Origin of the sequence: Klebsiella sp. BIGb0149 (assembly GCF_004362605.1) — a bacterium.
Lineage (GTDB): Bacteria > Pseudomonadota > Gammaproteobacteria > Enterobacterales > Enterobacteriaceae > Klebsiella > Klebsiella terrigena.
Genome location: NZ_SNYG01000003.1, coordinates 547,136 through 573,810, shown reverse-complemented (window position 1 = coordinate 573,810; position 26,675 = coordinate 547,136). Strand labels below are relative to the sequence as shown.

The window sequence follows — 26,675 nt, the reverse complement described above, 5'->3', positions numbered from 1 at the left end:
AAGGACGCTTTCTCAGGCATGAACCGCAGACGTTTTCTTAAATCTTCCATGGCAGTTGCCGCCGTATGCGGAACGTCAGGAGTCGCCTCTCTTTTCTCAAAAGCCGCGCTTGCTGAAGAATCAGGCATTGCCGATGGGCTGACGCGCCGCTTTGACTTCTCCGTGTTACAAGGGATGGCCCACGATCTCTCCCGTCAGCCCTGGGGCGGCGCTCCGCGCGACCTGCCGCCGACGCTGGCGAATCTGACCCCGCAGGCCTATAACAGCATTCAGTACGATGCCGGGCACTCGCTGTGGAACAATATCGAAGATCGCCAGCTGGACATCCAGTTCTTCCACGTCGGCATGGGCTTTCGTCGCCGGGTGCGCATGTTCTCGCTGGATACGCAGAGCCAGCAGGCGCGTGAAATTCACTTCCGTCCGGAGCTGTTTAACTACAACGATGCCGGCGTAGACACCAAACAGCTGGTCGGGCAGACCGACCTCGGCTTCGCCGGGTTCCGCGCCTTCAAAGCGCCGGAGCTGGCGCGTCGCGATATCGTGGCGTTCCTCGGCGCGAGCTACTTCCGCGCGGTGGACAGCACTTACCAGTACGGGCTCTCCGCCCGCGGCCTGGCGGTGGATACCTTTACCGATACGCCGGAAGAGTTCCCGGACTTTACCTCGTTCTGGTTTGAAACCGTCAAGCCGGGCGCCACCGTCTTTACCGTCTACGCGCTGCTCGACAGCCCGAGCGTGACCGGCGCCTACAAGTTTGTCATCAACTGCCAGGAGACGCAGGTGATCATGGATGTGGAGAACCACATCTACGCCCGCAAGGATATCAAGCAGCTCGGCATCGCGCCGATGACCAGCATGTTCAGCTGCGGCAACAACGAGCGACGGACCTGCGATACCATCCACCCGCAAATTCACGACTCCGATCGTCTCGCCATGTGGCGCGGCAACGGCGAGTGGGTGTGTCGTCCGCTGAATAACCCGCAGAAGCTGCAGTTCAACGCCTTCCAGGATAAAAATCCGCGCGGTTTTGGCCTGCTGCAGCTCGACCGCGATTTCTCGCACTATCAGGATATTATGGGCTGGTACAACAAGCGCCCAAGCCTGTGGGTCGAGCCGCGTAACCAGTGGGGCAAGGGCGCGGTCAGCCTGATGGAGATCCCGACCACCGGCGAGACGCTGGATAATATCGTCTGCTTCTGGCAGCCGGAAAAAGCGATCAAGGCGGGGGATGAGCTCGACTTCAGCTACCGCCTCTACTGGAGCGCGCAGCCGCCGGTCCGTTCACCGCTGGCCCGCGTGCTGGCAACCCGCACCGGCATGGGCGGCTTCCCGGAAGGCTGGGCGCCCGGCGAGCACTATCCGGACAAGTGGGCCCGTCGCTTTGCGATTGATTTTGTCGGCGGCGACCTGAAGGCCGCGGCGCCAAGAGGCATCGAGCCGGTGATCACCCTCTCCAACGGCGAGGCGAAGCAGGTTGAGATCCTCTACGTTGAACCCATTGACGGCTACCGGATCCTCTTTGACTGGTACCCGACTAACGACTCCACCGACCCGGTAGAGATGCGCATGTTCCTGCGCTGCCAGGGCGATGCGATCAGCGAAACCTGGCTGTACCAGTATTTCCCACCGGCCGCGGACGAGCGTCGCTACGTCGATGACCGGGTGATGAAGTAACCGCCCGGCAGGCCGACCTGGACGAATGCGCCCGGGTCGGCCTGCGCGCAGTGAGAGAGTGCTATGACCACAGAAAATACCCCCGCAGCGGAAGAGATCGTCGTTAACGACCGGCTGGTGCTGCGCGCCGTTGATGAACGCTACGTCACCGTCCTGCACCGGCTGGTGGAAAAAAATAAAGGCTGGCTGCAGAACTCCCTGAGCTGGCCGGCGGCGGTGAGCGGCGAAGATGAAACCCGACGCCACGTGCAGGGCAACGTCATGCTGCATCAGCGCGGCTACGCCAAAATGTTTCTGCTGTTCCTGCAGGATGAGATGGTCGGCGTCCTGTCGTTTAACCAGATTGAACCGATCAACAAGACGGCCTATATCGGCTACTGGATTGACGAAAGCCACCAGGGCCAGGGGCTGCTCTCGCAGGCGCTGCAGGCCTTTATCGACCACTACGCGCGCAGCGGTATCGTTCGCCGCTTCGTGATTAAGTGCCGGGTGGCCAACCACAAAAGTAACCAGGTGGCGCTGCGCAATGGCTTTACCCTCGAGGGCTGCCTGCAGCAGGCGGAGTATCTCAACGGCGCCTATGACGACCAGAATATCTACGGGCGGATTATCGACTATCGCGCCGGCGAGGAGTGATTCACGGTGACAGAAAGCCGGCCAGCGGCGTGCGGGTAATATGCTCGTCGCCGTTGATAAGCTTGCGGCCGCGCAGGTGAATTGCCTCCCCGTTAAGGGCTTCAATCAGCGCGTTATCGGTAATTTCCACCTGATGTTCGATCACCAGGTCGCCGCTGATGCGGGCGTGGCCCTGAATCAGCACCTCGTCATCCAGCAGGATAGGGCCGCCGCAGAGCCGGGCGTGACCGCCGACCATCACCCGATGTTTAAGCAGGCAGTTGCCCTCAACCACGGCATTTTCCGCCACCTGAGAGCTGTAGCGTAGGGTCGGAATGGCATCCTCTTCACGCCCGGCGATAAGCCGCGCGTGGTCATACACCCGCGCATTATCGCAAACCCAGACGTCGTTAATCTCGTTGCCCTCCAGCCGGGCGTGGTCAAAAATCTCCGCCCGATGCTCAACGAAGGCCCGTTCGACAAAGGCGTCGCCGTAGATTTGCGCCTGATGGACGATCCGCGAGGCGCTGACGGTGGCCCGCTGGTAAATTTGCAGGATTTTCTCGCCGTCGTCGGTAAGACCCTGGGCGGCGATAATCAGGCAGCGGGGGAGGATCCGCGCCTCGTCGGCCAGCCGGCAGCGGCCGCGCACCTGTGAATCGGTAACGGTGACGTTGTCACTAATATGGGCGTGGTGGCTGACGTCGACGCGCTCCAGCCGGGCGTTGCCGCCGATAATCGCGTAATGGCTGACGGTGCAGGCGCCGCTGAGCCGGGCGTTGCCTTCAACCCGCGCCCCGGCGAAAACGGCGCTGTTGGCATCGTCAATCCAGCACTCTCCCTCCTGGCTCAGGGCCGCCTCGTCGTCCAGCCAGCCGCCTTCGCTGCCCGCTTTCACGTCGGCGAAATCACGCAAGGCCACAATTTGCCGCAGATTTACGCTATGTTTAACCCCGTCCTCCTGATAGTGAAACTGGCGAACCTGCGCGCCCAGGCAATATTTGTTCATCTGCGGCTCCCTTTACTTTTGGTTAACATAAACATAGCAAAAATCTCCGTAGCGCGTTTTTGAAGGTTCTTTTAAAATGCATCTTAAAGATAAATTGAAAAATTAAATAAAATGAATAAACAACGGTCGGGGCAGCGGGTGCTGAATCTACCCGCGGGCTATTTTGGGATGGTGCTGGGTATTATCGGAATGGGCTTTGCCTGGCGCTATGCCAGCACCATTTGGCCGGTAAGCCGCAGCGTTGGCGATGGCCTGGTGGTGCTGGCGGCCACGATATGGGCTCTGCTGGCCGTCGCGTTTATCACCCGCGCGATCCGCTTTCCGTGGAGCGTTCGCCAGGAGATGCGCCACCCGGTCGCCAGCAGCTTCGTCAGCCTGTTTCCGGCAACCACCATGCTGGTCTCCATCGGCTTCGTGCCGTGGTGCCGCCCGCTCTCGCTGGGCCTGTTTATCATCGGCGTGGCGCTGCAGCTCGCCTATTCGGCCTGGCAAAGCGCCGGGCTGTGGCGCGGCAATCATCCCAGCGATGCGACGACGCCGGGTCTCTATCTGCCGACGGTCGCCAATAACTTCATCAGCGCCATGGCCTGCGGCGCGCTGGGCTTTAGCGATGCCGGACTGGTGTTCCTTGGCGCCGGGATTTTCTCCTGGCTGAGCCTGGAGCCGGTTATTCTGCAGCGGCTGCGCAGCGACGGCGAGCTGCCTGCCGCGCTGCGCACCTCGCTGGGCATTCAGCTGGCGCCCGCGCTGGTGGCCTGCAGCGCCTGGCTGAGCGTCAACGGCGGGGAGGCGGACACCTTCGCTAAGCTGCTGTTCGGCTACGGCCTGCTGCAGCTGCTGTTTATGCTGCGGCTGATGCCGTGGTATCTGCAGCAGCCGTTCAACGCCTCTTTCTGGAGCTTCTCGTTCGGCATCTCGGCGCTGGCGACGACCGGGCTGCATCTTGGGCATAGCCAGCCAAACGGTTTTTTCCATTTTTTGGCTATCCCGCTGTTCGTCTTTACCAATCTGATTATCGGGCTGCTGCTGATTCGCACTTTCCTGCTGCTGGTGCGCGGCAAGCTGCTGATCCGCGTCGAGCGCGCCACTCTGTTAAAAAATAAGGATTAAGCATGACTATCCGTGACGAAAACTACTTTACTGAAAAATATGGCATGACCCGCACCCACTCTGAGGTGGTCCACGCCGCGTCGCTGATGCAGCCGGGCAAAACCCTCGATCTCGGCTGCGGAAACGGGCGCAACAGCCTCTATCTGGCGGCCAACGGTTTTGAGGTCACCGCCTGGGATAAAAATCCGGCGAGTATCGATAATCTGGAGTCGATTCGGGCGCAGGAGGGGATTGATAACCTGCAGTCGGCAATCAAGGACCTCAATACGCTGAGCTTTGACGGAGAGTACGATTTTATTCTCTCCACCGTGGTGATGATGTTTCTCGAAGCGAAAACCATCCCCGGCCTTATCGCCAACATGCAGCGCTGCACCAGGCCGGGCGGCTATAACCTGATCGTGGCGGCGATGGATACCGAAGATTATCCGTGCACCGTTGGCTTCCCGTTTGCCTTTAAGCCGGAAGAGCTGCGTAGCTACTACGCCGGCTGGACGTTCCTCAGGTACAACGAAGAGGTCGGTGAGCTGCACCGCACCGACGCCAACGGTAATCGTATCAAGCTGCGCTTCGCCACCATGCTGGCGCGTAAAGCGGACTAGCGCGCCGCCAGCAGGCAGAGCGCGAACGCGGTATGGTACGAGGCCTCAAAGGCGCGCAGCGGCAGAAACTCGAACTTTGAGTGGAAGTTATGCGCGCCGGTAAAGAAGTTCGGCGTCAGGAGGCCTTTGGCCGACAGCGCCGCGCCGTCGGTGCCGCCGCGCATTGGCGTCGGTTTTGGCTCGATCCCAAGGCTCTCCATCGCGGTAAACAGCAGGTCGATGGCCCGGCGGTCCTCGCCCAGCGCGTTGCTGATATTGCTGTAGGTATCGCTCACCTGATAGTCAACTTTTGCCGTTGGGTAGCGCGCGGCGATTTTCGCCGCCACCTCGCCAATCTGCTGCTTGCGGCGGTTAAAGCCGTCGAGGTCGAAATCGCGAATGCTGGCCTGCAGCAGGGTGCTGCTCTGGTCCCCCTGAATGCCGTTAAACCACACGTAGCCTTCGCGTCCGGCGGTGTGTTCGGGCGTCTGCAGGCGATCGAAGTGGCTGATGTACTCGGTGGCCATCAGCAGGGGGTTGACCAGCACGCCCTTCGCCGACATCGGATGCGCGGTGACGCCGGTAAAGCGGATTTCCGCCGCCGCGGCGTTGAAGTTTTCATAGACAATCTCCCCCAGCTCGCAGCAGTCGATGGTCCACGCGAAATCGACGGCGAAACGGCTCAGGTCGAGCGCCTTGGCGCCGCGCAGGCCGACTTCCTCATCCGGGACAAACGCCACCACGATATCGCCGTGGCGATGCTCCGGGGTCAGGCTTTCCAGCACCGTCATCACCACCGTCACCGCCGACTTATTATCGGCCCCCAGCACGCTGGTGCCGTCGCTGAAAATAATCTCCTCTCCGGGATAGGCGAGGATCTCCGGGTGTTCGGCAACCCGCAGCCAGATCTCTTTTTGCGCATTCAGGCACAGGTCTTCACCGTTAAAGCGCAGGATCTGCGGGTGGATGTCCGGCGATAGCCCGACGTCGACGGTATCGATATGGGTGATAAAGCCGATCCGCGGCGCTCCGGGCACGTTGCCTTTCTTCACCGCGGTGACGGTCGCGTGCTCGTCAATTTCGATATCGTCCAGCCCCAGCTGACGCAGCTCCTGGGCCAGCTCGCGGGCCATCTCGTGCTGACCTGGGGTGGTGGGCAGCGTGGTGGCGCGAGGGTCGCTTTGGCTGCTAATCGCGAGATAGCGGAAGAAGCGCTGGGTGAGCCGTTCGGCGAGTGGAGATGACATAGACGTTCCTTATTTATTATTTTTTCAGGTGTTTGCAATCAGGCTTTAGTGTTATGTATGGATAGGAAAACAACAAGCTATTCATTAGCTGACAAATTAAAAAGGAAACCCGATGCAACGCAAACTCACAACGCTTGCCCTGGCATTCGCCGCTCTGACGGTCAGTTCCACCGTCGCGGGCAAAACCCTGGTTTACTGCTCCGAAGGATCGCCGGAGAACTTCAATCCTCAACTCTACACCTCCGGCACCAGCGTCGATGCCAGCGCGGTCCCGGTCTATAACCGGCTGGTGGACTTTAAGGTTGGCACCACCGAGCTGCAGCCGAGCCTCGCCGAAAGCTGGGAGGTCAGCGAAGACGGCAAAACCTACACCTTCCATTTGCGCAAGGGCGTGAAGTTTCAAAGCAACAAGTACTTTACCCCCACGCGGGATTTTAATGCCGATGACGTTATCTTCTCCTTTATGCGGCAAAAGGACGCGAAGCATCCATACCATAACGTCTCCAACGGCAACTATTCTAATTTCGAAAGCCTCGAATTTGGTCAGCTGATCACCGCAATTGATAAGCCTGATGAATATACGGTGCGCTTTACCTTGGCCCATCCGGAAGCGCCGTTTGTGGCCGATCTCGGCTGGTATTTCGCCTCTATTCTGTCGGCGGAGTATGCGGATGCGATGCTCAAAGCGGGAACCCCTGAGCGCGTCGACAATGACCCAATCGGCACCGGGCCGTTTAAGCTCGCCCAGTACCAAAAAGATTCGCGCATTCTTTATACCGCCTTCCCGGAATATTGGCAGGGCAAGGCGAAGCTCGACCGCCTGATATTTAGCATTACCCCGGATGCCTCGGTGCGTTATGCCAAACTGGAAAAGAACGAGTGCCAGGTTATGCCGTTCCCTAACCCGGCGGATTTACCGAGAATGAAGGAAAATAATAATATTAATTTACTGAGTAAGGCGGGTCTGAATACCGGATTCCTGGCGTTCAATACCCAAAAGCCGCCGCTGGATAATGTCAAAGTGCGCCAGGCGCTGGCGCTGGCGATTAATAAACCGGCGATTATCGAAGCCGTATTCCACGGCACCGGGACGGCGGCGAAAAATCTGCTGCCGCCGGGCGTATGGAGCGCGGACGCCGAGCTGAAAGATTATGACTATGACCCGCAGAAGGCGAAGGCGCTGCTGCAGGAAGCGGGGATGGCCAACGGCCTGACCATCGACCTGTGGGCGATGCCGGTCCAGCGCCCGTATAACCCCAACGCTAAGCGCATGGCGGAGATGATTCAGGCGGACTGGGCGAAAATTGGCGTACAGACCAAAATCACGACCTATGAGTGGGGTGAATACCTCAAGCGCGTCAAAGACGGCGAGCATCAGGCGGCCCTGATGGGCTGGACTACCGCGACCGGCGATCCGGATAACTTCTTCGGCCCGCTGTTTACCTGCCAGTCGGCCAACGGCGGCTCCAACTCGGCGAAGTGGTGCTATCCGCCGTTCGATAAGCTGATTAGCGAGGCGAAAGCGATAAGCGATCGTCCGCAGCGCGAGGCGCTTTACAAACAGGCCCAGCAGATGATGCACGATCAAATGCCGGCGGTCATGATTGCCCACTCGACTATTTTTGAACCGGTGCGTAAAGATGTTTCCGGCTACGAGATTGACCCTTTTGGCAAGCATATTTTTTATCAGGTTGATATAAAATAAAGCGCATATCTCAATCCGCCCATCGTGGCGGATTTATTTTTCTCAGCCTCTGGCATTTCACCCTTTTTGTCACAACACTTACCCTGCTATTTTGCTATAAACCTTGCCGACAACTGCATTTACAGGGATTCCTCATGCGTACTCATTTTATATTTAAAGCTGCCGTCATTGCCGGTCTGTTAGCCTTAACCGGCTGTGCGGCTAAAATTGCCCAACCGGATCGGTATTCAGGTTTTTTAAAAGATTATTCCAGTTTAAAAGAGACCACCTCGGCGTCCGGTAAACCGGAACTGCGCTGGATCTCCCCGGATTACAATCCGAAGAACTACGATAACGTGGTCTACAACCCAATTACCTATTACCCGATCCCGAAACCCTCTACCCAGGTCGGGGCCAGGGCGCTGAGCGATATTCTTAACTACACCAATACGCAGATGAAGCAGGCGATTGCCGAGCGTAAACCGCTGGCGACCACCGCGGGCCCGCGCAGCCTGATCTTCCGCGGCGCGATCACCGGCGTGGACTCCAGCAAAGAGGGGCTGCAGTTCTATGAAGTGGTGCCGGTGGCGATGGTGGTTGCGGGGACCGAAATGGCAACCGGACACCGTACGATGGATACCAGCCTTTACTTCGAAGGCGAGCTGATTGATGCCGCCACCAACAAGCCGGTGATCAAAGTGGTGCGTAAAGGTGAGGGGAAAGACCTGGCCAACGAAAATACGCCTATGACCATGGATACCCTGAAGCAGGTTATCGATGACATGGCTATCGACGCGGTGAAATTCGACTCGACGCAGAGGTAAGCCCGCCGCGCCGTCCGCCGACGGCGCGAACGATCGTCTTCCCGGCGCTATTGAGCCGCCGGGAAGCGCGGATAGCGACCGCCGTTTACGCCAGCCTGCGGCGCAGGAAAAACTGCTCCGGCCGGGCGAACATCACCAGATTACCCACCAGAATCAACGCCAGTCCGGCGACGGCATTGCCGTGCCAGACGTAGCCTTCATAAAAGGTCGAGATGGTCAGCGCAACCAGCGGGAACAGCAGGGTGCTGTAGGCCGCCTTGCTGGCGCCGATTCGCCCGACCAGCGTGAAGTAGGCGCCGAAGGCGATAACGGAACCGAAGAGGGCCAGATAGAGCAGCGCGCCCATGTAGCTCAGCGTCCACTGTGGAGAAAAATCGTCGCCGCGTATCAGGGCGATGGCGCCCATCACCAGGGTTCCGTAGAGCATCGCCCAGCTGTTGGTGGTCAGCGTTTCCAGACCCCGGCGCTGGTGGCGGATGCTGAGCATATTCCCCAGCGAAAAGCCGTAGGTCCCCAGCGCGCTAAGGCCAATTCCCCACAGCAGGGAGGCGTTCAGGCCGTTTTGCAGCAGATCGTCCCAGAACAGCGTCACGATCCCGGCCAGGCCCAGCGCGGCGGCGAGCCAGAAACGACCCGGCGGCTGCTGGCGGAAGAAAATAAAGCCGTTAACGGCGTTAAACAGCACCGCCATAGAAAAAATCACCGATTCCAGCCCGGTGTTGATATGCGCTGCTGCGGTGTAAAAGCACCAGAAATTAAAGCAGAACACGCAGCAGCCCTGCAGGATGCAGAACAGATGATCGCGCCACGCCAGCGGGCGCAGGCGGCGGGTAACCAGCAGAATCGCCAGCATGGTGAGGCTGGCAACGGCGAAGCGCCAAAAAATCGATACCGGCGCGGCAACCGGCCCCTGCTGCAGAAAAATGGCAATCCACGTGGTGCCCCAGATAACGACGACCAGCCCATAGAGTAATGCGTTCAAAATATCTCTCCCGTAAGAACACTCCCGGGCAGTGTGACGGCTTATCGCGCGCGCCGCTGTCACCATCTTGTTACGGACTTGCAAATTCTTGCGCTTATTTTGCTTTAAGAGGGCGGGAGGTCTGGTATCCACCGTCGACTCTTCATAGACTACGGGTTTGCGGAATCTGATTTGTGAAGGCTATGGCTTACGGGACTTTCGAAACATTACGTCGACAAAAAGCCGTGCTGCGGGAAACGGTGGAGCTGAACTCCGGCATTCAGCTGGCGGCGTGGTACAACAACCTCGATACGGTGACGGTACGTAGCGACCACCATACGCTGAGCCTGTACGTTGCCGACGGTTACGAAAGCTATCAGAAAACGCCGCAGGGCTGGAAAAACGGCGGCGGGCCGGATCGCTTCTGCCTGATGCCAAAAGGGGCGGAGAGTACCTGGGATATCCGCGGCGACCTCTCTTTTGTCCACCTTTACTGCACCGATGCGCATCTGCGACGCGTCGGGGAGCAGATCTGGGACCGCAGCCCGGCCTCGTTTAGCCTGCAGGAACAAACCTTTTCCCAGGATGATAAAATCACCGCGGTCTATCGTCAGTTTCTCCTCGACTACGACTGGCAGCAGCAGGCCAACCAGCTGACCCTGAGCTCCGCCAGCACGCTGCTGCTGACCCACCTGATCCAGCACTATTCGAACGTCCAGTGGCGCTTACCGACGGTCACCGGCGGCCTGGCGCCGCACGTTCTGCGCACGCTTTTGGCGTGGATCGAAGAGAATCTTGACCAGCCGCTGACGCTGGCCGATCTGGCGCAGGAGACGGCGCTCAGCGAATATCACTTTGCGCGCATGTTCCGCCAGTCGATGAAAATGGCGCCGCATCAGTACGTGATGCAGCGCCGTATGGTTCGCGCGCAGGAGCTTATCTGCCACAGCGCCCGTTCGCTGACCGACATTGCGCTGGCCTGCGGCTTTAGCTCCGCCAGCCATTTCAGCAACCGCGTTAAAAGCGCCACCGGGCTGACGCCGTCGCAGCTACGCGCGGCGCAGCGCCGATAGCAGTGCGAAGCTCACTCCGCCCAGCAGCAGCCCCCAGAAGGCGGAACCAATGCCCGCCAGCGTCACCCCGCTGGCGGTGACCAGAAAGGTCACCACCGCCGCATCGCGCTCGCTCTCATGATTCAGCGCCTGAAACAGGCTCCCGCCGAGGGTACCCAGCAGCGCCAGCCCGGCGAGCATCTGGATCCACGCAGCCGGCAGGGCCGACATCAGCGCGGTGATCGACCCGCCAAAAACGCCCGCCAGCAGATAAAAACCGCCGGCCGCCGCTGCCGCAAGCCAGCGGCGCTGAGGGTCGGGATGGGCGTCCGGACTTTGACAGATAGCGGCGGTTATCGCGGCAATACAGATGGAGTAGACGCCAAACGGCGACAGCAGCAGCGCCAGGCCGCCGGTCGCCACGATAAGCGGCGACACCGGCACCGGATAGCCGGAGGCCTGCAGCGTGGCGAAGCCGGGGGCGTTTTGCGACGCCATGGTGACGAGGAAAAACGGCAGCCCGACGCTGAGCAGCAGGGACGGGGTAAACTGCGGGGCGATAAACGTCGGCGCTGCGAACGAGAGGCTGATATGTTCAGCGCTCACCTCGCCGCTGGCCCAGGCGATAGCGCCCCCCACCAGCAGGGCGGCCACGACCGCGAAGCGCGGGAGCAGGGCCTTGCAGATTAGCCAGGCGCCGAGCATGCCGCCGCAGAGGAGCAGATTACCCTGCAGGCTGGAGAAGGCCTGCAGGCCAAAACGCAGCAAAATTCCGGCCAGCATCGCCGCCGCCAGCGAGTGGGGCACGATTTTCATCAGGCGGGCAAACAGACCGGTCACCCCGCAGAGCACGATGAGGGCGTTGGCGAAAACAAACACCCCGACCGCCTGCTCCAGCGTCACGCCCTGCAGCCCGCTGACCAGCAGCGCCGCGCCGGGGGTGGACCACGCGGTGAGGATCGGCACCTTACGCCATAGTGTCAGCGCGAGGGTGCTGACCCCCATAGCCAAACCCAGCGCCGTCATCCAGCCGGCGATTTGTCCGGCATCGGCCCCCGCGGCGGCGGCGGCCTGCCAGATAATGGCCGCAGAGCTGGCATAGCCGACCAGCACTGCGATAAAGCCGGCGAGCAGCGTCGGCAGCGGGAGGGAGAAAGGGCGCATGATCACCTCTTGTGCGTTATAACATCCGGTAAAATGTATCACCGTGCGCTATAGCGCACAAGGGGGGCGATCGGCACCGCCTGCCGCTGCAGAAAGGCGATCGCTATCGACTCCCGGCGGCGATAGCAGATTGCCCTATGTTGCCAGCAGCTAATTTCATCCGCTTCTCAAGATTGTGCGATATGTTTCCGGTAATTAAACGCCCTGTAGAATCATATTAATACGCGTATAATTTCTGCTGAGAAAATCAGGAGGTGGAATGAATATTGCGCAACATCTTGCGGCAACCCTGAAAACGCTGCGTCAACAGCGCGGCTGGAGCCTGTCGCGCCTGGCGGAGGAGACCGGGGTGTCGAAGGCGATGCTCGGGCAGATTGAGCGCAACGAATCCAGCCCGACCGTGGCGACGCTGTGGAAAATTGCCACCGGGCTGAACGTAGCCTTCTCGACGTTTATCGTCGCCGATGATTCCGACGCGCCGGCCGCCTTCGACCCGCAGCAGCAGGCGATGGTGGTGACGCCCGTTTTTCCGTGGGATCCGCAGCTGCGCTTTGACCATTTTTCTATCACCCTCGCTCCCGGTGCGCTCAGCGAGTCAACGCCGCATGAAAAAGGGGTGATCGAGCACGTGGTGGTAATAAGCGGAGCGCTGGAGCTGTGCCTTGAGGGGCAGTGGCACACCCTGCAGGCGGGGGAAGGGCGGCGCTTTGCCGGCGACCTGGCGCACGCCTATCGCAACGGCGGCGCGCAGACGGCCCATTTTCATTCGCTAATTCACTACCCCAAAGAAAAAGCCGCCGGGGGTTAGCCGGCGGCCAATCAAGATGACTGATGATAAAACAATCCACAACGTGACGAGGAAAATCCGGAATACGAGGTGACTTTACCCTGCGCCGTTTTCGCTGGGAAATAGCTTTTCCTTCAATGCTTTGCCAGAATCTGAAAATTCGCCCCGCGGCGACGGTGGAAATTGTTTTGGTCTCTGCCTACTTCTGACTACAATAGCCGCCATTTCGCCCCCTATAACGGATAACGACGATCGTATGCGCCTGCAAAACCATCATCTTGAACTTCTTAGCCCCGCCCGCGATGCCGGGATCGCCCGTGAAGCGATTTTACACGGTGCGGACGCGGTTTATATCGGCGGACCGGGCTTTGGCGCGCGCCACAACGCCAGCAACAGCCTCAGCGATATCGCCGAACTGGTGCCTTTCGCCCATCGCTACGGCGCGAAGATTTTTGTGACGCTGAATACCATCCTGCATGATGATGAGCTTGAGCCCGCGCAGCGCCTGATTACCGACCTGTATGAAACCGGCGTTGATGCGCTGATCGTGCAGGATATGGGGGTGATGCAGCTGGATATCCCGCCGATTGAGCTGCATGCCAGCACCCAGTGCGATATCCGTAGCGTTGAAAAAGCGAAGTTTCTTTCCGACGTCGGCTTCAGTCAGATAGTGCTGGCGCGCGAGCTGAATCTGCAGCAGATCAAGGCCATCTACGAACACACCGACGCGACGATTGAGTTCTTTATTCACGGCGCGCTGTGCGTGGCCTACTCCGGACAGTGCAATATCTCCCACGCGCAGACCGGGCGCAGCGCCAACCGCGGCGACTGCTCTCAGGCGTGCCGCCTGCCGTATACCCTGAAAGATGACCAGGGCCGGGTGGTGGCCTACGAGAAACACCTCCTGTCGATGAAAGACAACGATCAGACCGCCAACCTGGCCCAGCTGATCGACGCCGGCGTGCGCTCCTTCAAGATTGAGGGCCGCTACAAAGACATGAGCTACGTGAAGAACATTACCGCCCACTATCGTCAGATGCTGGACGCGATCATTGAAGACCGGGGCGATCTCGCGCGCTCCTCTGCCGGACGCACCGAGCACTTCTTCGTGCCGTCCACGGATAAAACCTTCCATCGCGGCAGCACCGACTATTTCGTCAACGCGCGTAAAGGGGATATTGGCGCGTTCGATTCGCCGAAGTTTATCGGCCTGCCGGTGGGCGAAGTGCTGAAGGTGGGTAAAGACCATCTTGACGTCGAGGTGAGCGAAGCGCTGACCAACGGCGACGGCCTGAACGTGATGATCAAGCGCGAAATCGTCGGTTTTCGCGCCAATACGGTAGAGAAAACCGGTGAAAACCGCTACCGCGTATGGCCAAACGAAATGCCGGCGGATCTCTACAAGGCGCGCCCGCATCAGGCGCTGAACCGCAATCTTGACCACAACTGGCAGCAGGCGCTGCAAAAGACCTCCAGCGAGCGGCGGATTGCGGTAGATATCACCCTCAGCGGCTGGCAGGAACAGCTGGTGCTGACGATGACCTGCGAGGACGGCGTCAGCGTGACCCACACCCTCGACGGCGAGTTTGCCGAAGCGACCCAGACCGATAAGGCGCTGGCCAACCTGCGCGACGGGGTGGCGAAATTAGGCCAGACCATCTATTTCCCCCGCAACGTTGAGATAGCGCTGCCCGGCGCGCTGTTTGTGCCCAACGGCCTGCTCAATCAGCTGCGCCGCGAAACGGTAGAGCGTCTCGATCGGGCGCGCCTGGACGCCGCGCCTCGCGGCCAGCGCAAGGCGGTGTCCGTGCCGCCGCCGGTCTATCCGGAAACCCATCTCTCGTTCCTGGCGAACGTCTATAACCACAAGGCGCGCGAGTTTTATCAGCGCTACGGCGTGAAGCTGATTGATGCCGCCTATGAAGCGCACGAAGAGAAAGGCGACGTGCCGGTGATGATCACCAAGCACTGCCTGCGCTTTGCCTTTAACCTGTGCCCGAAACAGGCTAAAGGTTCGATTAAGAGCTGGAAAGCCACGCCGATGCAGCTGATTCACGGCGACGAGGTGCTGACGCTGAAGTTTGACTGCCGTCCCTGCGAAATGCACGTGGTGGGCAAAATGAAGAACCATATTCTGAAAATGCCGCTTCCGGGAAGCATCGTGGCCTCCGTCAGCCCGGACGAGCTGCTGAAAACCTTGCCCAAACGCAAAGGCGCCTGATCGACGCCGGGACTAGCTGCGGGAATAGGTTTTAGCCCGGCGGGCGTTCTGCCAGCGGTGCTGCTCGCGCAGATTCGACGCCGCATCGTCGTACTGGCTGCGTAATTCGTCGCAATCGGCCTCGTGCAGCAGCCGCTGTTCGAGGCTGGGGAGCGGGAAGTGGTCGTTTCCCTGCTGGCGGGCCAGCAGGTGGCCGGAAAAGAGCGCGCACAGCAGCAGTAAGGTCGAAACGCATCTCCTGATCATATCCTGTTCCGTATGGGGGCGAGTGCAGCCACTATGCCTGCCGGTTGTTGAGCTTTTTTCTGCGTCAGTCAAAGAAGGGAAAAGGCTCTGTCAGCGCCGGCTGACGGAAGATAAAAAAACCGGCAGATGCGCTGCCGGTTGATGGACGGTTAAGATCAAACGCTAGACTTTTAGTCCGGCTGCGGTCATTAACAGGCGAAAACCCATACTCACTGCCGCCAGCGCCAGCACGCTCCCGCCCCACAGCGCAACCATCCAGACCATCTGCTTAAGCCATAATCGATTCATCAATGATACCCCTCACCGTGTTGAACTTTGCCGCGGAATACGTAGTAGCTCCAGAAGGTATAGCCAAGGATCACCGGAATAATCAGCGCTGCGCCTACCAGCATAAATCCCTGGCTCTGCGGCGGCGCGGCGGCCTGCCACAGGGTGATGGCCGGCGGAATAATATGCGGCCAGATGCTGATCCCCAGCCCGCTAAAGCCGAGGAACACCAGCCCAAGCGTCAGCAGGAAAGGCCGCGCGTGATGGTCGCGGCTGCCTAACGCCCGCCACAGCCAGACGCTGAGTGCCAGCACCAGTAGCGGAACCGGCAGCAGGAAAAAGAGGTTCGGTAAGCTGAACCAGCGCGCGGCGATAGCGGGCTGCGCCAGCGGAGTCCACAGGCTGATCGCGGCAATCACCGCCAGCAGCGCCAGCAGCAGGGCCCGCGACGCGACGCGCATTTTTTCCTGCAGTGGCTCCTCGCTTTTCATCACCAGCCAGCTGGCGCCCAGCAGCGCGTAGGCGATGGTCAGCCCCAGGCCGCAAAACAGGGTGAACGGCGTAAGCCAGTCGAGCATACCGCCGCTAAAGGCGCGGCCGCTGACCGGGAAGCCGTTAATGACCGCGCCGACCACCACGCCCTGGGCAAAGGTTGCCAGCAGGGAGCCGCCAAGAAAAGCGAGGTCCCAGAAGGGCCGGTGCGACGGCGTGGCCTGGAAGCGAAATTCGAAGGCCACTCCGCGAAAGATCAGGCCAACCAGCATCAGCGTCAGCGGGATCGCCAGCGCGTCGATAATGACCGCGTAGGCCAGTGGAAAGGCGCCGAACAGCGCCGCGCCGCCGAGCACCAGCCAGGTCTCATTTCCGTCCCACACCGGGGCCACGCTGTTCACCATCACGTTGCGATCCTCGGGGTCGCGGATGGTGCAGAATAAAATACCAATCCCTAAATCGAAGCCGTCCATGACGATATACATCAGGGTGGCGAAAACGATGATGGCAAACCAGATTACCGACAGGTCGATAGCCATTAGTGGGACTCCTTATGCTCAATATGGCCGGTGGCGGCGGAAAGCGGACGCGCCGGGGTGCCGCTTACCGGCGGATTGACCTCCTGCGGGCCTTTGCGGATCAGGCGCAGCATATAGCTATAGCCGACGCCAAAGACCGAGCTGTAGACCACAAAAAACGTCAGCAGGCTGATGGTCATATGCAGGTCACCGTGGGCGGAAACGGCGTCGGCGGTGCGCTGCACGCCATAGACGACCCACGGCTGGCGGCCAACCTCGGTGGTCACCCAGCCGGCGAGGATGGCGATCAGCCCCGATGGCCCCATCCAAAGCGCAAAGCGCAGGAAGGGCTTCGAGTGGTAGAGCCGCCGGCGGTAGCGCAGCCACAGCGCCAGCGCGCCGAGCAGGATCATCAGCATGCCGAGGCCGGCCATCAGGCGAAATGACCAGAATATAATGGTCGAATTGGGGCGGTCCTCTGGCGCAAACTCCTTCAGCGCCGGAACCTGTTTATCGAGGCTGTGGGTGAGGATCAGGCTACCGAGCGCCGGAATTTCGAGTCCGTAGCGGGTACGCTCCTGCTGCATATCCGGCCAGCCGAACAGCAGCAGCGGCGTCGGTTCCCCCGGGCGGTTTTCCCAGTGTCCCTCAATGGCGGCAATTTTTGCCGGCTGATGCTCGAGGGTGTTCAGGCCGTGCATATCGCCAATCATTGCCTGGATGGGGGCGACGATCAGCGTCATCCACAGGGCCATCGAAAACATCGCGCGAATGGCCGGGGTTTGATTCCCGCGCAGCAGATGCCATGCCGCCGAGGCGCCGACGAACAGCGCGCTGCTGAGGAAGGCCGCCACCGACATATGCAGCAGGCGGTAGGGGAATGAGGGGTTGAAGATCACCGCAAACCAGTCCACGGGCACCACCTGGCCGTTGACCACCTCAAAGCCCTGCGGCGTCTGCATCCAGCTGTTGGAGGCGAGGATCCAGAAGGTGGAAATGATGGTCCCGGTCGCCACCATGCAGGTGGCGAAGAAGTGCATACCGGGGCTGACGCGGTTCCAGCCGAACAGCATCACGCCGAGGAACCCGGCTTCGAGGAAGAAGGCCGTCAGCACCTCATAGGTCAGCAGCGGCCCGGTAATGCTGCCGGCGAACTCAGAAAATCCGCTCCAGTTGGTGCCGAACTGATAGGCCATCACCAGCCCTGAGACGACGCCCATGCCGAAGTTGACGGCGAAAATTTTCGACCAGAAGTGGTACAGCGATCGCCAGACGGGATTTTTAGTTTTTAACCACAGCCCTTCCAGCACCGCCAGATAGCTGGCAAGCCCGATGGTGATGGCGGGAAAGATAATGTGAAACGACACGGTAAAGGCGAATTGAATTCGCGCCAGGTGGAATGCATCAAGACCAAACATGCAGTGCTCCGCAACAAAATTGATTCAGCGCAATTTTAGGCGTCGCCTGCCTTTGGTTGCAGAGGCAGAAAGGCTCTTTTTTCCCATAACAGTCGGGTGACTGTTATGGATTTTTCTCAGCCGCCGCTGCCGGATGGTCTGCGGGAATAGCCGGCGTTGGGGTAAACGCCGCCTCGCTGCGGCGCTGTATCCGTGCGACGCAGCGGGGCGGAGGCGGGTTAAAAGACCTGCTGATAAAGCCGGAGCGCGTCGGACTCGCTCAGCGGCAGCGGATTATTTATCAGCAGCCGGGTTTGCTGCATCGCGTCGCGAGCGAGCAGCGGCAGCTGCGTCTCCTCAACCCCGACATCGCGTAATCTCTGCGGCGCGCCGCTGGCGACGATGAGACGCGTCAGCTCGGCAATAAATCGCGCCGTATCCCGCTGCGCGTCACCGCTGAGCGGCAGGCCGATAGCGGCGGCAAGCTCGGCATACAGCGGCGCGGCGGCGGGAGCGTTGAAGTGCAGAACCGGTATCAGCATCAGGGCATTGGAGAGCCCGTGCGGTACGTGATAACGCCCACCCAGCGGATAGGCCAGAGCGTGGACCGCCGCCACCGGGGCGTTGGTAAAGGCCTGTCCGGCCAGCATGGCCCCGAGCAGCACCGCCTCCCTGGCCTCGCGATCGGCCCCGTGATGGCAGGCGCGAAGCAGATGGCGGCTGATAAGGCGCAGCGCTTCACGGGCGAGGGCGTCAGAGATCGGGTTCTTTTTATGCGCGCTGGTGTAGGCCTCGATGGCATGCACCATGGCATCAATTGCCGCGGCAGCGGTATGGATTGGCGGCAGGCCCAGCGTCAGGTGCGCATCAAGCAGCACCAGGTCGCAGAAAAGCTGCGGCGCGACGACGCCCATTTTGCTGTTTTCCCCGGCAGTCAGAATAGCGATATTGGTCACTTCAGAACCCGTGCCCGCGGTGGTCGGGATCTGCATCAGCGGCAGGCGCGAGCCCGTCACCTTATCGATACCGTACATCGCGTCGAGGGGCTGCTGAGAAGGCGCGAGGGCGGCGGCAATTTTGGCGACGTCCAGCGAGGAGCCGCCGCCGAAGCCGATGACCAGATCGCAACGCGCTTCCCGGGCCGCTTCCGCCGCCTGCAGGGCCAGCGCGGCCGGGGGATCGGCGACAACCCGGTCAAAGCGCGTAACTGCGTAGCCACCGCGGTGCAGCGCCTCTTCCGCCGGCGCCAGCGCCCCCGAACCCACCAGGCCCGGATCGGTGACCAGCAGTATGCGTTGGGCCGTAAAATGGCGCGCGACGATCTCGTCCAGCCGCGCGGCGCCCTGCCACTCGATGAGCAGGGTTCCGACGGTGGAAAAGGAGAATGCGTTGCCCGTTGTGCTCATGATGCCTCCCTATTTGCCGTCGTCTTCGACCGGAACTAAAAAACTCTCAACCTGCTTATTTTCGAGCAGCGGGGCGATGACCTCGATGCCAAGATGTTGAAAGTGCGGCGTCGCCCGGTGCGCGTCGAGCCCGTTTTCGCTGCGGTAGCGCTCGAGGATCACAAAGTGCTGGCTGTTTTCGCGCGACTGGAAAAAGTCATAGCTGATGTTGTCCGCCTCCTGGCGGGAGGCCTGCGCCAGCGCCCGCAGCGCGTCGGCGACATTCTCCACCTCATCCCGGCGGGTAACGTAGTGGGCGATGACCTGTAGCTGCTGTTTTGCCATGATGTTTAGCTCCGTTGATTAACGAGAAAGAGGGAGGTTCCACAGCGCGCTGTCGCTGCTGGAAACCGCCGTCGCGCCGTTGCCGAGCGCGCTGCGAATGTCGCCTTCATGGCTGACAAAGCCGGAGGCGACGATCGGCGGCAGCCGCTGGCGGTCGGCCTGGGGGATCAGCGGCAGCATCGGCGCGGGCATCAGCTGCACGTAGTCCGGCTCGCTCTGCTCCAGCGCATTGAGGCTGCGAAGCCAGGTGGAGCGGTCGGTGACGAAGATTTTTTGCATCGTGACCAGCCCGCTTTTCTTCGCCCGCTGCACGGTTTGCAGCCGCGTGGAGAGCAGCCCCATGGCGCCGGTTTCCGCAATATAGTCGATGCCGCCTTTGTCCTGTGACAGCCCGCTGCAGCTGTCGATATTGACGATGACGTATTTATCCGCCTTGGCCAGCAGGGCGATCACCGGCTGCAGCTTAATCAGGTCGATATTGGCAATAATGCACACCTGCGCCCGGCTGGTGAGGGCGGTTTTCAGCCGATCGATGCCGTAGATCGCCATAATAATCGGGTGGCACGCCAGAAGCGTGCCGAGATTTTTGATCATGGTTGACCTGCCGCTGACGGGGTTAGCTCGTCGCTCAGCCCCAGCTTACCGGGATTGAGAATATTGTGCGGATCGAGCGCCGCTTTGATCTCCGCCATAACGGTTAGCGCTTCGCCCAGCGAGTCCTGCATATAAGGGGAACGTAATAAACCCACGCCATGATGATGGCTGAGAGAGGCGTTGTGGCGGATCAGCACAGCGTTTGCCGCATCCCATGCGGCGCGATACCACGCCGCGCGCTCGCTGACATCAACGTCGCCGCGCAGTGAAAAATAGAGACAGGCGCCGTCGACGTAAGCATGCGACTGGTGGGCGGAGCCGGCCAGCGTTCCCGGTACGGCGTCGATTGCCGCCACCACTTCGTCGTAAATCACCGCCAGATCGCGCCAGCGGCCGATCATCTCCAGGGTATCGGCGACCAGCCCCGGGCTGCGCTTAAAGCCCTCGGCGCTTTTACCGGTCAGATAGCGGGTATCCAGCCAGCGTTCGAATATCGGGTCGCTCTCCAGCTGCTGGCCGTTTTGCGCCCGGCAGACGCGCGCGGAGATGGCCATCACCGCATCGACCAGCTCCTTCTCGCCCTCATCGGCAATCAGCAGGACGTTGGTTTGTGCCAGCGAGAACTGCACGCCGCTTTCCAGGTTATCGTACAGCCGCAGGGCCGCCGGGGTTGCTCCGCGCTGCAGGATCTGCCGGCAGGCTTCGAGGCCCTCGGCAAAGGTAGCGAAGCCCCAGGCTATGGCGCGGCCATACTCCGGCAGACGGTGCAGCTTCAGGCGCACGCGGACGATGATGCCGAGGGTCCCTTCTGAGCCGACAAACAGCTGCTGGAGATCCGCCCCGGTGGCGCTGCGCGGCGCGCCGCCGACGGTGATTAAGCGCCCGTCGGCCAGCACCACGTCCATGCCGTAAACCATATCCTCAATTTTGCCGTAGCGGGTTGAAAGCTGGCCCGCGCCGCGGCAGGCGACCCAGCCGCCAACCGTACTGATACCAAAAGAGGAGGGCCAGTGCCCCATCGTCATTCCGAACTGTTGCTGGATAGTCTGCTCAAAGACGTCGCCAAACATCCCGGCTTCGACCTCCACAATCTGGCTCTGTGGGTCAAAGGAGACCAGCTGATTCAGCTCGCAGACGTCGAGCACGATCCCGCCGCGCACCGGCAGCGCCGCGCCGGTGACGTTGCTGCGTCCGGCGGAGACGGTCAGCGGGATTCGCTGGTGGCTGGCAATCCGCGCTACCGCCTGGATCTGCTCGACGCTGGAGACACGCACGATGGTGGCAACCGGCGTGGCGGGAGAACCTGCGGTTTCCGCAATCATCGAGGCGGCCCACCAGTCGCGGGTCCAGTTCACCACGTCGCGGCGGGCGGTGAGCACCTCATCCGCGACGGCGCGCAGCTGGTCGACGACCGCTTCACTGACCGTGACAGTGTCACGTTGCATGCCCGGCCCCGAACCTGCGGGCATCTGCTGCGCCGCCCAGCCCGGCGGGGTGTGTACCCCAACCCGATAGTTTCCACGGTTATAGCCACGTTTAAGCGCTTCTTTACTGATCATTCTGAAGTCCCCATAAGAACGGATTTTTCGTGTTTAACGGCCGCCCGATAGCGCGCAATTTGCTGCGCTACCGTCTGCGGAGCCATGTTGAGTTCCTGCTGTAATAATTCGCCCACTCGCCCGGCGGCGTCGGCGGAGGCGTCCCGCGCCATCAATCGCGCGCGCAGCCGACGCGACAGAATGTCGTCAACGCTGCTGGCCAGCTCGTGGCGGATGGCGTAGACCACCTCGGCCTCGGTATAGGGCAGACCGGCAATCAGCGGCGTTTGCAGCTCCGGCGCGCGCTGGATGATGTCGCTGACGAAATGCGCTTCGGCGCCGTAGCGCTCCCCGAGATGGGCAGAGAGCCCGCCGGAGGCGAGGATCGCCTGCGGATCGTAGCCAGCGGCGCCGAGCAGGAAGGCGCTTTTGGTTGAGCACGCCCGCCTGCGGCCAAGTAGACTGGCGGCAACATCGACGGTCTGTTCCGCCATATGACGCGAGGTGGTGAGCTTGCCGCCGACGATGGTTATCAGGCCATCCGTCGCGACGTCGATCTGGTGATTGCGCTTCATCTCGACGGTTTTGCCCCCCGGGCTGCCCACCAGCGGACGACAGCCGGCGATGCTTCCCACCACGTCCTGGGCCGTGAGCTGGGTTTTTAGCGCCGAGTTCGCACCATCAAGGAGAAAATCCAGCTCCTGGCGGGTGCAGCAGACATCGTCGAGGTCGCCGTCGTAATCTTCATCGGTGGTGCCGAGATAGGAGACGTTGCCCCAGCGGGTGATGGTGGCGCGGCGCTTGCGTCCGGCGACGGGAATGGTCACCGTGCAGTCGTTACGGATTTTCAGCCACGGAATAGCGACATGAACGCCTTTCGCCGGGCGAATTTGCAGCGCTGACGGGGCCTCCTTTTTCTGGCCATCCCAGTCGCGCAGCCATACGCCGGTCGCCATAATTACCGTCCGGGCTTGCACCTGAATCTCACGATCGCCGGCGTGGACGATGGCGCCGTTCACCTTGCCATGACCGTCGCGGGTGGTGGCGACCACCTGCGCATGGTTGGCTACCGTCGCGCCGTGAAAGGCGGCGGTGCGTATCAGCGCCAGGGTTAATCTGGCGTCATCGACCCGGGCGTCGAAGTACATGAAGCCGCCGGACAGCTGTTCTTCATTCAGCGTCGGGCAGTGGGAGAGGACCTCCGCTGGGGTGAGCTTTTGGTGCAGGATGCCCTCCCGCCAGCCGCCGGCAAGATCGTAGGTCCACAGCAGGCTTTCGAAGGCTGAGGCCATGCGCTTATCGAAAATGCCGTTTTTATCCAGCACCGGAAACATAAACGGCAGGCGCTGAACCAGGTGGCGCGCGTTGCGCCGCAGCCGCTGGCGCTCGAGCAGGGAGTGGCGCACCAGCCCTAAATTGCCCTGTTCAATGTAGCGCAGCCCGCCGTGAACCATTTTTGACGATTTCGACGAGGTGCCGGAGGCAAAATCGCTTTTTTCGACCAGCGCCACGCGATAGCCGCGCAGGCTGGCGTCCAGCGCGGTATAGGCACCGGTGACGCCGCCGCCGACGATCAGGATGTCGAACGCGTCGCTGCCCAGCGCGTCCAGCTGTTCATCGCGCTGCAGGCGCAGCGGCGCGGTGGCAAACATTTCGCTGCGCGATTGACTGGCTTTACGAGACGGAAAAAACTTCATCGGCGCCTTTACTCCTGGTGAGGGGATGAGAGGGCGGCCGTCGCCAGCTCTTGCTGAATACGGCTGTCCCAAAGGGTGCGTTGCTGCCGGCGGCGCTCGCCATCGATAGCGGGCGTAAAGCGCCGGGCGACGCGCAGGGTTTGACAGGCGGCTTCCAGGGAGTCCCAGAGCAGCCCCTGGGATCCGGCGAGAAACGCCGCGCCGCGAAGGCTGGCGCGTGCGGTTTCGGCCATTCGCAGAACCGGGATGCCGCTGAGATCGGCCTGGATTTGCATCAGCTCGTCGCTGTTTGACATCCCGCCGCCGACCACCAGTTCGCTCACGCTGAGCCCGGTTGCCTGCTCGTTGGCGCGCATACAGGCGGCCACCGAGTGGGCGATACCCTCAAGAATGGCTCTGGCAATCTGCGATCGGGTGCTGGAAATCGAGATGCCGTTCAGCGACGCGCGCGCCGCAGGCTGCAGGTCGGGGACCCTCAGCCCGGTTAATGCCGGAACAAAGCTGATGCCGCCGGAGCAGTCGGCCTGCGCCGCGAGGGCGCTAATCTGCTGCGGGCTGTCAAACCAGACGAGCTGTTCGCATAGCCAGTTGAGGGCGGAGCCGGTGGTCGGGACGAAGGTTTCGACGGAGTAGTGCGACACGCCGTGCTGGCGACGGGCGGTCATCACCAGCGTGCTGTCGCCGGCGTGATGCAGGGTCGGCACCTGCTCTCCCACCAGCAGATCGACAAAGCTGCCGGTGCCGTGCATACAGAGCGATTGCCCGCGGGTGATGCAGCCCAGCCCGGCGGCGCCGGCAAACTGGTCGCCCATGCAGGCGAGCACCGGCACGGCGATGCCGAGCAGCGCTTCGCGGGTGGTGCCGAGGGCGCCGGCATCGTCGACCAGCTCAGGCAGCAGCCGCTCCGGGAAGCCGAGCGCCTCCAGCCACGGCGCGTAATAGCGATGCTCGCGGATCCGATAGGCTCCGGCCGAGGTGGCGTTGGTTGGCGTGGAGAGGCAGCGGCGCTCTTCGGTGAGATGCCACAGCAGCCAGCTGTCGATAGTGCCGAACATCAGGCGTCCTGCTTTATGCGCCGCGCTGACCGTTGGCGAGTCGGCCAGATGGCGCGCGGCCCACAGATAGGGGGAGCGAATGCCTACCGGACGACCGGTGTGCTGCAAGAGCTGACGGTCCCAGGCTCCGGCCATCTGCCCCAACGGCTGTGCGTAGCGTGAATCCTGCCACACCATTGCCGGCACCAGCGCCTTGCCGCTTTCGCTATCCCAAAGCACGGCGGTTGAGCGCTGAGTGGCGATGGCGACGGCCTGAATCTGCATATTCAGGCTGCGGGCCTGGGCGATGGTCTGGCGACAAACGGCCAGGGTCGTTGCCAGAATGTCGTCGGCATCCTGCTCCACCACGCCGTGGCGTGGGCTGCTCACCCGCAGCGGGTGATATTCCAGGCAGTGAACCTGGCCGTCCTGACAAACGACCGCGGCACGGGTGCCGGAGGTTCCTTCGTCAATGGACAGAATAACGTTCTGCGAATATTTCATTTTGTTCCTCTGCCGGTTTCCTGCGCCACCGGCGGCAGGCGGGTGCTGGATGACTGGTCGAACTGTGGAGCGCCAGGCTCGTTATCCGGCTGGATAGCGCTCCGCGTGGGATCCCAGGAGATGCAAAAGCAGACAATGCTGGCGAATAGCGGTACCGCTGACATGATCAAAAAGGTGCTCTGCAGGCCGTACTGCTCGCGGAAGATAGGGAAGATAAACAGGCCGAGGGCGGCGCCAATCGCGCCGAGCGCGCCGACGATGCCGTTGGCGCCGGCGCGTAGTTCGCTGCGAAACGACAGGGAGGAGAGGCTTTTGCCGTTGGCACCGGGGCCGCCGGAGTGAAATAAGATAAACAGCGCCGGCACCATCAGCGAGGCCCACAGCGGCATCGTGTCGCTGTACATCCCGAGCGTCAGCAGGACCAGGAAGGCGATGGCAAAACCTATCGCCGAAGAGCGACGCAGCCCGATGCGGCGGCCAATAAGCGGCGAAAGGAAGCCGCCGACAATACCGAATATGTTAAAAAATAGTGAACCAAGAGTAGCGTAAACGAAGTTTTTACCGAACAGACTGGCGCTGATTACCGGCAGGTACCAGCCCACGCCGAAATATTGAATCGACTGACAGATTTGCACCGTAGAGGCCAGTATCGTGCGCGGTAAATAAACTCCGCGAAAAATAAGCAGAACGTTTTTAATGCCTTTCTGCGCCTGACCGATAATCGCCTGCTGCTCGCCAGCGGGGGCCAGAATAAAGCGATCGCCATATATTTTCCTCATCGCCGTGACGGCATCGCTGAGCCGGGATCTGCGCGCTAACCATACCGGACTTTCTACCAGGTAACGCACTTGCAGCACCAGAATAATAAGTCCGCAGATCGCCGTGACGGCAATGGAATAACGCCAGATGGTGTCGCCGACGTTCCATGAATAAAACAGCAGCGCCAGCCCCAGGTTTAAACAAACGGCAACGTACCAGACCCCTTGCCAGGTATTGAGGCGGCTTTTTAAACGGGCGGGCGTAAACTCCGCCAGCATCGCCATTGCCACCGCGAAATCCATGCCGTAGGCAATGCCGACGAAGAATCTTCCGGTGATTATGGTGCTGAAATCAGGAGAGAAAGTGACGAGGAGGGCACCCGCGACCGCGCATATTTTTGCCGCAATCAGCGGCGTCACCCGACCCCAGCGGTCGGCAATCCAGCCGCCGACTGGATTAAAAATAATCGCCACCCACGATGAGAATGAGGTAAGCAGCGCAATATCCGTTGCGCTTAACTGCAAATCGCGGGTCATCGGGTTTAATCCAGCGCTCAGGGCCGAATTGGAGAAAGCGTCTAAAAATAAACCACCGAGGGCCAGCCACCAGATAACACCGGCTTTTCCCGCAATGCGCGGCTGAGCATCAATAAACTGAATAATATCGTCAATGCCGCGGATATTCTTTTTAGCTGAGGGTATATCGACAGACATAGCGGTCTCCTTTACATGACTCGTAAGAGGGCCGCTACATACAGAAAAGGCAATGAGAGACCATCTTAATGAATGACAGATAGTCTCTAATCTAAAATCTGTAGGCTGAACTCTAGAAGGGAGAAAGGGCGCTGTCAAAGCCGCGATGATGCTTTAGACCCGTTTTGTGACATGTAACTCATTTGTTAATATTTAGATCTAAGGCGGCCACGTGGAAACGCGATGACTTCATGCATAACAGTTTTTATAAACTGCCATTT

The 26,675-nt window shown here is 60.6% G+C and carries 24 protein-coding genes; 9 read left to right on the top strand and 15 right to left on the bottom strand.

What is annotated here, in order from left to right; all coding sequences use genetic code 11:
- The first annotated feature begins 18 nt into the window (after positions 1-18).
- Together EDF75_RS14520 and rimL are read left to right on the top strand one after the other, a co-directional pair.
- Complete coding sequence (locus EDF75_RS14520; protein WP_133599930.1) at positions 19-1,674, top strand: glucan biosynthesis protein D; 1,656 nt, start codon at positions 19-21, stop codon at positions 1,672-1,674.
- Between the two features lie 63 nt (positions 1,675-1,737).
- Positions 1,738-2,310: a 50S ribosomal protein L7/L12-serine acetyltransferase gene (gene rimL, locus EDF75_RS14515; protein WP_133599929.1), complete on the top strand. Its 573-nt coding sequence runs from the start codon at positions 1,738-1,740 to the stop codon at positions 2,308-2,310.
- A gap of 1 nt (position 2,311) precedes the next feature.
- Here rimL and ydcK read toward each other — a convergent pair whose 3' ends face one another.
- Complete coding sequence (gene ydcK, locus EDF75_RS14510; protein WP_133599928.1) at positions 2,312-3,298, bottom strand: YdcK family protein; 987 nt, start codon at positions 3,296-3,298, stop codon at positions 2,312-2,314.
- A gap of 111 nt (positions 3,299-3,409) precedes the next feature.
- On the opposite strand from ydcK, the gene tehA reads away from it, so the two are divergent.
- Positions 3,410-4,408 (top strand): dicarboxylate transporter/tellurite-resistance protein TehA, encoded by a 999-nt coding sequence (gene tehA / locus EDF75_RS14505; protein WP_133599927.1) that lies wholly within the window; start codon positions 3,410-3,412, stop codon positions 4,406-4,408.
- A 2-nt stretch (positions 4,409-4,410) separates the two neighbouring features.
- On the top strand, positions 4,411-5,007 hold the full coding sequence (tehB, locus tag EDF75_RS14500; RefSeq protein ID WP_133599926.1) for a tellurite resistance methyltransferase TehB: 597 nt from the start codon (positions 4,411-4,413) through the stop codon (positions 5,005-5,007).
- Here tehB and pepT read toward each other — a convergent pair.
- A complete protein-coding gene (gene pepT / locus EDF75_RS14495; protein WP_133599925.1) occupies positions 5,004-6,233 on the bottom strand; it encodes a peptidase T in 1,230 nt (409 codons plus the stop codon). The genes tehB and pepT overlap by 4 nt on opposite strands.
- A gap of 112 nt (positions 6,234-6,345) precedes the next feature.
- Between pepT and EDF75_RS14490 the strand changes: the two genes are divergently transcribed.
- Entirely contained in the window at positions 6,346-7,938 is a 1,593-nt protein-coding gene (locus EDF75_RS14490; RefSeq protein ID WP_133599924.1) for an ABC transporter substrate-binding protein, read from the top strand.
- Positions 7,939-8,072: 134 nt separating this feature from the next.
- Complete coding sequence (locus EDF75_RS14485) at positions 8,073-8,741, top strand: DUF3313 domain-containing protein (protein WP_133599923.1); 669 nt, start codon at positions 8,073-8,075, stop codon at positions 8,739-8,741.
- Between the two features lie 85 nt (positions 8,742-8,826).
- On the opposite strand, the gene EDF75_RS14480 is transcribed toward EDF75_RS14485, so the two are convergent.
- Complete coding sequence (locus EDF75_RS14480; protein WP_133599922.1) at positions 8,827-9,723, bottom strand: DMT family transporter; 897 nt, start codon at positions 9,721-9,723, stop codon at positions 8,827-8,829.
- A gap of 182 nt (positions 9,724-9,905) precedes the next feature.
- Here EDF75_RS14480 and EDF75_RS14475 point away from each other — a divergent pair, with 182 nt between their 5' ends.
- Positions 9,906-10,775, top strand: coding sequence for a helix-turn-helix domain-containing protein (locus EDF75_RS14475; RefSeq protein WP_133600010.1), 870 nt, complete (start codon positions 9,906-9,908; stop codon positions 10,773-10,775).
- Here EDF75_RS14475 and EDF75_RS14470 read toward each other — a convergent pair.
- Positions 10,752-11,918, bottom strand: coding sequence for a benzoate/H(+) symporter BenE family transporter (locus EDF75_RS14470; protein WP_133599921.1), 1,167 nt, complete (start codon positions 11,916-11,918; stop codon positions 10,752-10,754). The genes EDF75_RS14475 and EDF75_RS14470 overlap by 24 nt on opposite strands.
- A 259-nt stretch (positions 11,919-12,177) precedes the next feature.
- Here EDF75_RS14470 and EDF75_RS14465 point away from each other — a divergent pair, with 259 nt between their 5' ends.
- Both EDF75_RS14465 and EDF75_RS14460 read left to right on the top strand, forming a co-directional pair.
- Positions 12,178-12,726: a helix-turn-helix domain-containing protein gene (locus EDF75_RS14465; protein ID WP_133599920.1), complete on the top strand. Its 549-nt coding sequence runs from the start codon at positions 12,178-12,180 to the stop codon at positions 12,724-12,726.
- A 235-nt stretch (positions 12,727-12,961) separates the two neighbouring features.
- Positions 12,962-14,926 carry a peptidase U32 family protein gene (locus EDF75_RS14460; RefSeq protein ID WP_133599919.1) on the top strand — a complete coding sequence of 655 codons (1,965 nt, stop codon included), beginning with the start codon at positions 12,962-12,964 and terminating at the stop codon, positions 14,924-14,926.
- A gap of 12 nt (positions 14,927-14,938) precedes the next feature.
- Here the strand turns inward: EDF75_RS14460 and EDF75_RS14455 are convergent, their stop codons facing one another.
- The 11 genes from EDF75_RS14455 to EDF75_RS14405 form a co-directional block, all read right to left on the bottom strand.
- Positions 14,939-15,172 (bottom strand): DUF2554 family protein, encoded by a 234-nt coding sequence (locus EDF75_RS14455; protein WP_133599918.1) that lies wholly within the window; start codon positions 15,170-15,172, stop codon positions 14,939-14,941.
- 162 nt (positions 15,173-15,334) lie between these two features.
- On the bottom strand, positions 15,335-15,460 hold the full coding sequence (locus EDF75_RS14450) for a DUF2474 domain-containing protein (protein WP_072051800.1): 126 nt from the start codon (positions 15,458-15,460) through the stop codon (positions 15,335-15,337).
- Entirely contained in the window at positions 15,460-16,470 is a 1,011-nt protein-coding gene (gene cydB, locus EDF75_RS14445) for a cytochrome d ubiquinol oxidase subunit II (protein WP_133599917.1), read from the bottom strand. Before cydB ends, EDF75_RS14450 begins: the two co-directional genes overlap by 1 nt.
- Entirely contained in the window at positions 16,470-17,867 is a 1,398-nt protein-coding gene (locus tag EDF75_RS14440) for a cytochrome ubiquinol oxidase subunit I (protein ID WP_133599916.1), read from the bottom strand. The genes cydB and EDF75_RS14440 overlap by 1 nt, the downstream gene beginning before the upstream one ends.
- 218 nt (positions 17,868-18,085) lie before the next feature.
- Positions 18,086-19,252: an iron-containing alcohol dehydrogenase gene (locus tag EDF75_RS14435; protein ID WP_133599915.1), complete on the bottom strand. Its 1,167-nt coding sequence runs from the start codon at positions 19,250-19,252 to the stop codon at positions 18,086-18,088.
- A 9-nt stretch (positions 19,253-19,261) separates the two neighbouring features.
- Complete coding sequence (locus EDF75_RS14430; RefSeq protein WP_133599914.1) at positions 19,262-19,576, bottom strand: putative quinol monooxygenase; 315 nt, start codon at positions 19,574-19,576, stop codon at positions 19,262-19,264.
- 18 nt (positions 19,577-19,594) lie between these two features.
- Positions 19,595-20,170, bottom strand: a complete 576-nt coding sequence (locus tag EDF75_RS14425) for a glycerol-3-phosphate responsive antiterminator (RefSeq protein WP_133599913.1) — start codon at positions 20,168-20,170, stop codon at positions 19,595-19,597.
- Entirely contained in the window at positions 20,167-21,729 is a 1,563-nt protein-coding gene (locus EDF75_RS14420; protein ID WP_133599912.1) for an FAD-binding oxidoreductase, read from the bottom strand. Before EDF75_RS14420 ends, EDF75_RS14425 begins: the two co-directional genes overlap by 4 nt.
- Positions 21,726-23,405 carry a glycerol-3-phosphate dehydrogenase/oxidase gene (locus tag EDF75_RS14415; protein ID WP_133599911.1) on the bottom strand — a complete coding sequence of 560 codons (1,680 nt, stop codon included), beginning with the start codon at positions 23,403-23,405 and terminating at the stop codon, positions 21,726-21,728. Before EDF75_RS14415 ends, EDF75_RS14420 begins: the two co-directional genes overlap by 4 nt.
- 8 nt (positions 23,406-23,413) lie before the next feature.
- Complete coding sequence (locus EDF75_RS14410; protein ID WP_133599910.1) at positions 23,414-24,943, bottom strand: FGGY family carbohydrate kinase; 1,530 nt, start codon at positions 24,941-24,943, stop codon at positions 23,414-23,416.
- Positions 24,940-26,415, bottom strand: coding sequence for an MFS transporter (locus EDF75_RS14405; RefSeq protein WP_133599909.1), 1,476 nt, complete (start codon positions 26,413-26,415; stop codon positions 24,940-24,942). Before EDF75_RS14405 ends, EDF75_RS14410 begins: the two co-directional genes overlap by 4 nt.
- Between the last annotated feature and the right edge of the window lie 260 nt (positions 26,416-26,675).

Excerpts from the sequence above, each read along its gene's own strand:
- EDF75_RS14520 (WP_133599930.1), top strand. The coding sequence starts at position 19 with ATGAACCGCAGACGTTTTCTTAAATCTTCCATGGCAGTTGCCGCCGTA.
- rimL (WP_133599929.1), top strand. The coding sequence starts at position 1,738 with ATGACCACAGAAAATACCCCCGCAGCGGAAGAGATCGTCGTTAACGAC.
- ydcK (WP_133599928.1), bottom strand. The coding sequence starts at position 3,298 with ATGAACAAATATTGCCTGGGCGCGCAGGTTCGCCAGTTTCACTATCAG.
- tehA (WP_133599927.1), top strand. The coding sequence starts at position 3,410 with ATGAATAAACAACGGTCGGGGCAGCGGGTGCTGAATCTACCCGCGGGC.
- tehB (WP_133599926.1), top strand. The coding sequence starts at position 4,411 with ATGACTATCCGTGACGAAAACTACTTTACTGAAAAATATGGCATGACC.
- pepT (WP_133599925.1), bottom strand. The coding sequence starts at position 6,233 with ATGTCATCTCCACTCGCCGAACGGCTCACCCAGCGCTTCTTCCGCTAT.
- EDF75_RS14490 (WP_133599924.1), top strand. The coding sequence starts at position 6,346 with ATGCAACGCAAACTCACAACGCTTGCCCTGGCATTCGCCGCTCTGACG.
- EDF75_RS14485 (WP_133599923.1), top strand. The coding sequence starts at position 8,073 with ATGCGTACTCATTTTATATTTAAAGCTGCCGTCATTGCCGGTCTGTTA.
- EDF75_RS14475 (WP_133600010.1), top strand. The coding sequence starts at position 9,906 with ATGGCTTACGGGACTTTCGAAACATTACGTCGACAAAAAGCCGTGCTG.
- EDF75_RS14470 (WP_133599921.1), bottom strand. The coding sequence starts at position 11,918 with ATGCGCCCTTTCTCCCTCCCGCTGCCGACGCTGCTCGCCGGCTTTATC.
- EDF75_RS14465 (WP_133599920.1), top strand. The coding sequence starts at position 12,178 with ATGAATATTGCGCAACATCTTGCGGCAACCCTGAAAACGCTGCGTCAA.
- EDF75_RS14460 (WP_133599919.1), top strand. The coding sequence starts at position 12,962 with ATGCGCCTGCAAAACCATCATCTTGAACTTCTTAGCCCCGCCCGCGAT.
- EDF75_RS14455 (WP_133599918.1), bottom strand. The coding sequence starts at position 15,172 with ATGATCAGGAGATGCGTTTCGACCTTACTGCTGCTGTGCGCGCTCTTT.
- EDF75_RS14450 (WP_072051800.1), bottom strand. The coding sequence starts at position 15,460 with ATGAATCGATTATGGCTTAAGCAGATGGTCTGGATGGTTGCGCTGTGG.
- cydB (WP_133599917.1), bottom strand. The coding sequence starts at position 16,470 with ATGGCTATCGACCTGTCGGTAATCTGGTTTGCCATCATCGTTTTCGCC.
- EDF75_RS14440 (WP_133599916.1), bottom strand. The coding sequence starts at position 17,867 with ATGTTTGGTCTTGATGCATTCCACCTGGCGCGAATTCAATTCGCCTTT.
- EDF75_RS14435 (WP_133599915.1), bottom strand. The coding sequence starts at position 19,252 with ATGAGCACAACGGGCAACGCATTCTCCTTTTCCACCGTCGGAACCCTG.
- EDF75_RS14430 (WP_133599914.1), bottom strand. The coding sequence starts at position 19,576 with ATGGCAAAACAGCAGCTACAGGTCATCGCCCACTACGTTACCCGCCGG.
- EDF75_RS14425 (WP_133599913.1), bottom strand. The coding sequence starts at position 20,170 with ATGATCAAAAATCTCGGCACGCTTCTGGCGTGCCACCCGATTATTATG.
- EDF75_RS14420 (WP_133599912.1), bottom strand. The coding sequence starts at position 21,729 with ATGATCAGTAAAGAAGCGCTTAAACGTGGCTATAACCGTGGAAACTAT.
- EDF75_RS14415 (WP_133599911.1), bottom strand. The coding sequence starts at position 23,405 with ATGAAGTTTTTTCCGTCTCGTAAAGCCAGTCAATCGCGCAGCGAAATG.
- EDF75_RS14410 (WP_133599910.1), bottom strand. The coding sequence starts at position 24,943 with ATGAAATATTCGCAGAACGTTATTCTGTCCATTGACGAAGGAACCTCC.
- EDF75_RS14405 (WP_133599909.1), bottom strand. The coding sequence starts at position 26,415 with ATGTCTGTCGATATACCCTCAGCTAAAAAGAATATCCGCGGCATTGAC.